Here is an 8,097-nt window from a genome sequence, read left to right on the forward strand (position 1 = left end):
GAATCACGTCACCAACCCCGACGCGAGGGGTTTTTCGAGGTGTCCAACCGCCAACCAGAAAAGCCAATGGGCCGAGCGCCGCTGTCAGAGCCCCCGAGATAAAATAGCTTGCCGCTGCGGAAACAACGCTTCCGACAGGGCTATTAATGGGTAAAATTTTGTTCGCAAGGAAGCTACCAATAATAGAACCAATGCTGCCCGCAATATTCGTTATACCCGCTTCACCGAATGTCGCACTGAAGGCTGTATCGATAGCGACATCAACGGCTTTATCTAGCAATACCTGCTCGACAACCTTCGACACAAAGCTATTCAAAACCGTACTGATAATCTGGCTTGGGATCCCTTTAATCCCCAGCGCGTTCATCACCGCAGAAGAGATAAGCCCAGCAAAGAAATTTCCGACGACTTGCTCGGTCGAAACACCAAGGCTGGTTCCGTCGATCTGAGAAGTCACAAAATCGCCGAGAAGGTCAAAGCCACTATTAACGATTCGGTTAAGAATAGGATCGTGAAGATTGAGCGCCGACCCCAGTGCGGAAATAGCAGCGCCCACCCCACCGCCGAGGGTGGGACCTTTGGGTTTGGAAGTATCGGCAGTCTGGTCCGTCCCGCTGACGACCTGATCGGTGATGACAACGGACGTCCCACTTCCCGAGCCCCACCCGAGATTGATTGTGAACCCATCATTCGTTGTGATTGATGTTCCTGATCCGGTACCGCCGAAATTGCCGCCGCCGTTTAGGGTGACAGTGAAGCCAGAGTTTCCTGAGTTACCGTCGGACTCGGAACTGCTATCATTAGTATTATCCGGATGAATCTCTTCAAAATTGGAGGTCTTTGTTGTGTCAATTAAACTAACACCGTCATCCGGGCTGATAATATTATTAGGCAAGCCCTGTCCATTTTGGAGCCGCTCCATTATATACTGGGCATATGAAATCCCGTTCGAGTCCGGTGAGGAAAGCGGAATACCATTGCTATCGAGGGTATACCACATGCCGGTAGCCGGAAACCCTGGAGCGCCTGCCGTCTGTAAAGCAACTCTCTGCCCCAGATTAAGGGGATCCCAACCCAAACCAGACGCCAGGGCGACGAGGACACGGCCTTCTGGCGTTTGTCCACTGGACTTTAGGGTAGTCAGCATATTCAATATAGACGCATCTTCAGGTGTGTAAGGTGTTAAAATTTTTTCCTTCCACGCCCCCCATTCTTCCTGTCCAGGCTGTTTCATTTCATTTATTTTTGCGCGGTAGTCCTCTGAGGAAATAGCCCTCAGGTAATCCCTCCCCTCATCTGTCGTATAAAAGCGACCTTCTAGCTCCTTGAGCAGCCCGCCCGAGTCATGATTTTCCTTCTGCGCCATAAAAGCGGCGGCGGGAAAAATCTCCCGCGCTAACGCAATCAAGCTTGGAACGGCAGGGGCCTGACCCATAATCGTATCGTCATAATCAAATGAGCCGATCCCTGTACCATCGAAGGCCCGCGTGAGCGCATCGGCGGGCATACCTGCATGCGCCGGATCGTCTCTGTTGACGGTAATATTGACCTTAACCCCGGCGAGGTCATCCTTGTGATAAATAACCTGATCGGCAAAATATACGGGGATCGAAAAGGCTTGAAAATTGATTTTATGTTCAGAGCCGAAACTATTAATATTTTCTCTATCACTAAAAAACTGCTTAAACGCCGCAGTACCCGCCAAAGCGTCGGTTGTCCCAAGGGAGTGCCCTGTGACATAAATTTGACCAATATTATCTTTATTTATATTCTCTGTTGACAATGCATCTGCCAAATACTTATTAATAAATATCTTAGCATCATCAGTCTGCGCAATGCGGGTACCCGTCAAACCTTGATTATTGGCAACCCCATCCTTGAGCGCGGCAATATTGTCATCAGATCCCGATGGGGCAGCCGCCTTCTCGAAGGCCGTCCCCGCGTAGGTGACAATGATGTCCGTTTTTCCCGTGAGAGGGTTGATATGGCTCACGAAAGCCGCATCCAGTCCCCGCTTGGTCAGTTCGGGATGGTTACTGCTTCGATCCAAGACCTTGAAACCGACGGGAACATTCTCGTTTTTGGTCCCGTTACCGTCTCCTCGGTAAATCCAAGCCGCCATAGCTGCGGTTACAAATTTGCCGTAATCAACGGACTTTGAGTTGGGGGACTGATTGCTCATCAGCGTAACCTCACGGGAATTGGATCAGGTAGATGTTCTTGCTGTCGCTGTCGGTGCCGACCGCGGTACGTCCGTCGACTGAAATACTCTGCTCAGAGCTCAGCCCCCCAAGACGAAACGGTGTTGTAAAACTGCGCAGCGGATTCAGGTAAACATCAGTGAAGGTTAAAGTCTTCGCGGAACGAAAACCCAGATAATGATCCCGGTCGCGGACCGCATAAAGATAACCAAGAACAAGCGGTACTTTACTCTTATCGGCATTGCTATACGAGAATAGTCTCTGCCACTCGGGCGTTACCTCGAAAACTTGATACAGATCCGCCATCGTGTAGCGCCCTTGGAAGAGCGTCCCTCCCAACAAGGCAATCTTGTCCCCTCGCACGTAGGTCCGGATACTCGCCCCGCCCGTGTCTTCATACCCCGGAACGCCGATGATCTTCCGCTCGCCGGTTTTGACATTAATAGAGATCAAACCGTGAAAGAGTTTCGGCGCATAAGGCGAGTTCTTCTCACTGGAAGGTTTGAAGGGAACGCGCACAGAATAAACAACGACATCCTTCTTCAGCAACTCCTCTGAAGCGATCAACCTGACCGTTGCAGAGATTCCGCCAGAATACTCTTCTCGCTTTACCAAACCGCTCTGAAGAACGAACTCTACCATTTCGTTATTCGACAAACGAGGCAAAATCTTTACCTCCTTCGTTCGGAAATTGTAGGCATAATAAGGCCATCCCCCCTCATAACGAGGATTGTTTTTTGAGGGGACTTCGCGAATAAGAAGTTCATTGTCGCCGAGAGATTGATTGGACGAGTTTATCGCCCCGTTATTTTCAATAACCATAACGCAGTCGTTTGGGTTGTAATGAAGTTTAGCGCAAATATCTTTCTCATAATATATTTTTTCCACAGAAAAATTATTCCATAAGTCGATTAATAACAATACCCCCCTCTCGCTTTCTTTTTTTACCCTCAGAGAAAGATCAATAAATTCTCTTTTGGATTGATCAATATCAAAATCAATACTATTGATAAAAAAATACCGCTTATCGGTTGAAAAAAACCAAGATCCGTATCTACTTCCTAGAATATTTAACTTAAAGACCTCTTCTCCCGTTTCTGTTGAGATAAAACGAGTTGCCTTATCCTCTAGAACCACAAAATGGCGACCGTCAGGAGCCATAATAAGCCCCGGACCATGCTCCTGCGGCGTCAGCTGATTCTTTCGGTAGGTGGTTAAATAATACCCCTCCTCAGGAACCCAGCGACGACGCTCGATCAGATGGAAATCCTTCCGTTCGGGTGGCGGTGCCACCCTCACGACCTTCGGTGTCTCAATCCCCTTTACCGCTGGTCCAATCTCCTGCGGTTGCCCGGTGGCGCAAGCCGTCAGCGCGCCGAGCATCAGGGCCAGAGCAATCCTAAGGGGCCATGTTAGGCTCACGACTCCTGCCCCCCGATCTCAATCCCGGGCACGACGCTCTTGAGGTCGGCAATCATCGCGTCCGTATGGCCGAACGGTGCCACCAGATCGATCAGCCGGACGATCTCGCCGCTGTTCCACTCAGCGGGGTGCAGGCGCAGGATGCCGCCGTTCAGCCGCTCCCGCACCTCCGGCGAGACCTTCCCCCACAGCGCCACGCCAATCGGCTTTTGCGGATCGCGGAAGATGCGGTAGGTGCCCAGCAGCAGGGCCGGGGCCACGAACCAATCGAGGTCCGCCATGAAGAGATGCTTATGGGCGGGCGATTGCGACATCAGCCAGCAAATCTCCCCCATCGTCCCCGCAACGGTTTGTTGCGCGGTCTGCGGGGCTTGTTGGTCGCTCGGCGTCGTCATGATCTTCTCCAAACTCGTGTATCGGTCTAGCGCTCTCTGAGCGCTTCCTGTTTGTACTTTTGCAGGGGGGTGAGGAGATAGTCGAGCACGGTGCGCTCGGCGGTTTTAATCTCCACCGTGACCGCCATACCCGCCGACAGCGGCACCTCGCGCCCGTCGATCGGCATGCTGGTTTTGTCGAGCTTCAGGCGCGCCTGATAGATCAGCCCCTGGCGTGGGTCGTCGATGGCGTCGCGCGACACGCTGTCCACCGTCGCCTCCAGATAGCCGTAGCGCGTGAAGGTGAAGGTCTCCACCTTCACAACCGCCCGCTGCCCCGGCTGCACGAAGCCGATGTCGCGGTTCAGCAGATTGGCCTGAACCTCCAGCCCCGCGTCCTCTGGTACCAGCACCATCAGCGCCTGCGCCGCCGTCACCACGCCGCCCACCGTCGTTACCGCCAGTTGCTGAACCGTCCCATTCACCGGCGCGGTCAGGGTGCGGAACTGGCGGCGCTGCTCCGCCTTGATCACTTCCTGCTCCAGCGCCGCCCGGCGCTTTTCGGCATCGGCCCGCTCGGTCTGCAGGGTCCGCTCCGCCTCGGCATGCACCTGCGCCCGCGCCTGCCGCGTCGCCGTTAGCGTCGCCTGGGCTTCCGCCAGCCGCGACTGCTGCACCGCCAGCTCCCGCTCCTGCTCCACCAACTGCTGCTGGATCTCCAGCGCCGTAATCTCCGAGCCGATTTGCTTATCGGCCAGATAGCGCCGCGTCTCCGCCCGTTTGCGCACCAGCGGAATGGTGGCGTTCAGTTTGGCGATCTGCGCCTGGATCGACTGAACCTCCGCCTGCCGTTTGGCAAGATCGGCGTCCCCCGCCGCAAAGCGCGCCGCCTGTTCAGCCGCCCGCGCCCGCAGCAAGGCGCGCTGCTGCGCCACCAGCCCCGGATCGATGCCCTCTGGCACCGGGAAATCGTCCCCGCCCGCCAGCAAGGCCGTCAACCGCGCGCTATCCAGCCGCGCCAGGGCAAGATCGCGCGTCAGGCTGACCAGATCGGCCTCGACACTGCGCGGATCAAGCTCCACCAGCACTTGGCCCGCTGTCACCTTCTGCCCCTCGACCACCCGGATCGCCGTCACCACCCCAGCATCCGCCGGTTGAATGAGCTTTACCTTGCCCGCCGGTAACAGCCGCCCCGTCCCCGTCGCCACCACATCCAGCTTGGCCTGCGACGCCCAGCCAATCCCACCGATCACCAAAGCACAGAGCGCCAAACCCAGCCCCCGCCCCAGTGGGGACGGCGGCCGCTCCAAGACCTCCAACGCCGCCGGAAGAAACGTCAGATCGCGCGTGTTGCTCATTGCGGCACCTGTGTCGTGACAGGGGCGCTGCCCCTGAACCCCGCCCAAGGGGCGACGGCCCCTTGGGGATCCGCGCTGGCTGTCTCGGAAGCACGATCAATGGCGGGGTAAGTTTTAATCAATAAATGGGATTGCCAAGGGACAAGTCCCTTGGCGGGGGGTTCGGGGGCACAGCCCCTGAGATGGATCACGCCGCCCCGCCTTGGATCGCATAGAGGCTAGCGTAGCGCCCGCCTTTGGCGATCAGATCGTCGTGGGTACCGTCTTCGATCAGGCGGCCACGGTCGAGGGTCAGGATGCGGCGGGCCATGCGCACCGTAGAAAGGCGGTGGGCGATGATGATGACGGTGCGCCCGGCGCAGATCTGGCGCATATTGGCCTGGATGATCTGTTCGGATTCGACGTCGAGGGCGCTGGTCGCCTCGTCGAGGATCAGGATGCGCGGGTCGGTCAGCAGGGCGCGCGCCAGGGCGAGGCGTTGGCGCTGGCCGCCCGACAGGCTGGCGCCGCGCTCGCCGGTCACCGTGTCATAGGCTTGCGGCAGTTCGAGGATGAACTCATGCGCCCCGGCCAGTTTGGCGGCGGCAATGACCCGGTCCATCGACGCGCCGGGATCGGCGAGGGCGATATTGTCGCGGATCGAGCGGTTGAACAGCACATTCTCCTGCAGCACCACGCCCAACTGCCGCCGCAGCCACTGCGGGTCGATCAGGGCGAGGTCCATACCGTCGATCAGCACGCGGCCCTTCTCCGGCACCTGCAGCCGCTGGATGAGTTTGGCCAGCGTGCTCTTGCCCGAGCCGGAGGGGCCGACGATGCCGACGATCTCGCCCGGCTCCAGGGCCAACGACACATCGGTCAGCACTTCCGGCCCGTCGCTGCGGTAGCGGAAGCCGACATGTTCCACCGTCACCCGGCCTTCGATCTGCGCCGGGAGCGCGCGATGGGCCGCGCTGACCGGTTCCGCCGGGGCGTCCATCACTTCGGCGAGGCGCGAGACCGAGACGCGCATCTGCTGGAACTCCTGCCAGACTTGGCTGAGGCGCAAGATCGGCGCCGCCACCCGGCCCGCCAGCATATTGAAACCGATAAGCTCGCCCACCGACAGCGAGCCGTCGATCACCGAGCGCGCCCCGACGTAGAGCAGCAGCACCGTCGTGCCCTTGGAGATCAGATTGACCGCCTGCCCCGCCCATTGCGCCAATTGGCCGGAGCGGAAGGCGCTGTCGGCGTGATCGGCCAGATGTTCTTCCCAGCGCCGCTGCAGGCGCGGTTCGACCGCCATCGACTTCACCGTCTCGATGCCGCCGACCATCTCGACCAGGAAGGCTTGGCTCTCCGACTGATGCTTGGACGACACCTCTATGCGCGTCTTCAGCAGGGGCGTCACCACCAGCGACACCAGGATATAGAGCGGCAGCGAGCCGAGCACGATCAGCGTCAGCACCGGGCTATACATCCACATCACCGCAAAGAAGACGATGGTGAAGAGAATATCGATGCCGAGGGTCAGGACGGAGCCGGTGAGGAAGGCGCGCACGCCCTCAAGCTCGCGCACCCGCGCCACCGTATCGCCCACCCGCCGCGCTTCGAAATAGCTCAGCGGCAGGCCCATCAGATGCCGGAACATCTTGGCGCCCAGTTCCACATCGATCCGCCGGGTCGTATGGCTGAAGGTATAGGTTCTGAGCGCGGTTAACAGCACTTCGAACAGGGTCAGCGCCGCCATGGCGAGGATCAGCACGTCCAAGGTGGAGAGCGAGCGGTGCACCAGCACCTTATCGATCACCACCTGGAATAAGAGCGGCGACACCAGACCGAAGAGCTGCAAACAGAAGCTGGCGAGCAGCACTTCACTGAACAGCGCCGTATATTTACGCGACAGGCTGAGGAACCAGCCGACGTTGAACCAGCCGGGCGCCGCCGCCTGCCCCGGTGCCTCGCGCCGCACCACCGTCACCACTCGCCCGGACCACAGCGCTTCGAACGCCGCCCGCGGTACGGGGCGGGGTGCGTCCCCCGCCGCCTGGATCAGCGCCTCGCCCTCGGTGACCTTTGCCAGCAGAAAAAACCCGCCGTCGCGCCCTTCGACCAGCGCGGGCAGCCGCAAACCCGTTAACCCTTTCCAGGAGGAGAGTTTACGATCGGACGCCTCGAACCCCAGCTGCCGGGCAAGGCGCACCAGATCGTGCCGCGCCACCGGCCCCTCCGCCCCCACCTGCGCCCGCAACCGGATGGGATCGAGCGGAAGCCCCAGAAACTGCGACAAAACGCATAAACTCAACAGGCCGGAATCAGTCTCCGCCCCCGCCTCAACGCCCGCTTCACCCATCGTCCCAATCCATCCATGCCACTGCACCGCCCGAGGCGCATACCCCGGCAGGACTCCTAGGGCCGTAAAGACTGGTTAAGCAATCATTAAATCTTACCGAAATACCGACTCGCTTGATAAAAATATCTTGCTTTTTACGAATGTATGACCGGACGTAAAGGAGAAACATTCTAACACTCGCAGAACTCACAGGATTGTTCCGAGGCCACCAGACACCGGTTAATCCCCGCCACAAGGCTCCAGCGGGAGCAAACCGAACCATAAGAAACATTATGTGATAGATATATTGACCCATTTTCGCATAAAAATAGGCCAATTAGAGCCGCATCAGCTCTCGCGCAATCTGCTCGACCGCAGCCCAATCGGTCACCTCGAATTACCGTGCGTTTTGCCGTAGCGAGAGAAGCTCA

5 protein-coding genes are annotated in these 8,097 nt (G+C 58.0%); all 5 read right to left on the reverse strand.

The features are described from left to right. Positions 1-2,182, reverse strand: a 2,182-nt coding sequence (locus CHR90_RS00350) for a hypothetical protein (protein WP_141210828.1), incomplete at its 3' end; no start/stop codon positions are given. A 10-nt stretch (positions 2,183-2,192) separates the two neighbouring features. Further along, the gene (locus tag CHR90_RS00355; protein ID WP_094406580.1) at positions 2,193-3,584 is read right to left on the reverse strand and encodes a hypothetical protein; all 1,392 of its coding nucleotides are present in this window, start codon (positions 3,582-3,584) and stop codon (positions 2,193-2,195) included. 35 nt (positions 3,585-3,619) lie between these two features. After that, a complete protein-coding gene (locus CHR90_RS00360) occupies positions 3,620-4,018 on the reverse strand; it encodes a toxin-activating lysine-acyltransferase (RefSeq protein ID WP_094406582.1) in 399 nt (132 codons plus the stop codon). A 26-nt stretch (positions 4,019-4,044) separates the two neighbouring features. Continuing rightward, positions 4,045-5,355 (reverse strand): HlyD family type I secretion periplasmic adaptor subunit, encoded by a 1,311-nt coding sequence (locus tag CHR90_RS00365; protein ID WP_094406584.1) that lies wholly within the window; start codon positions 5,353-5,355, stop codon positions 4,045-4,047. Positions 5,356-5,542: 187 nt separating this feature from the next. Continuing rightward, a complete protein-coding gene (locus CHR90_RS00370) occupies positions 5,543-7,687 on the reverse strand; it encodes a type I secretion system permease/ATPase (RefSeq protein ID WP_094406586.1) in 2,145 nt (714 codons plus the stop codon). Positions 7,688-8,097 lie beyond the last annotated feature (410 nt).

This window comes from Elstera cyanobacteriorum (assembly GCF_002251735.1).
Classification (GTDB): domain Bacteria; phylum Pseudomonadota; class Alphaproteobacteria; order Elsterales; family Elsteraceae; genus Elstera; species Elstera cyanobacteriorum.

What these genes read in the sequence shown, in the direction of transcription:
- CHR90_RS00355 (WP_094406580.1), bottom strand. Translation starts at nt 3,584, where the DNA reads ATGCTCGGCGCGCTGACGGCTTGCGCCACCGGGCAACCGCAGGAGATT.
- CHR90_RS00360 (WP_094406582.1), bottom strand. Translation starts at nt 4,018, where the DNA reads ATGACGACGCCGAGCGACCAACAAGCCCCGCAGACCGCGCAACAAACC.
- CHR90_RS00365 (WP_094406584.1), bottom strand. Translation starts at nt 5,355, where the DNA reads ATGAGCAACACGCGCGATCTGACGTTTCTTCCGGCGGCGTTGGAGGTC.
- CHR90_RS00370 (WP_094406586.1), bottom strand. Translation starts at nt 7,687, where the DNA reads ATGGGTGAAGCGGGCGTTGAGGCGGGGGCGGAGACTGATTCCGGCCTG.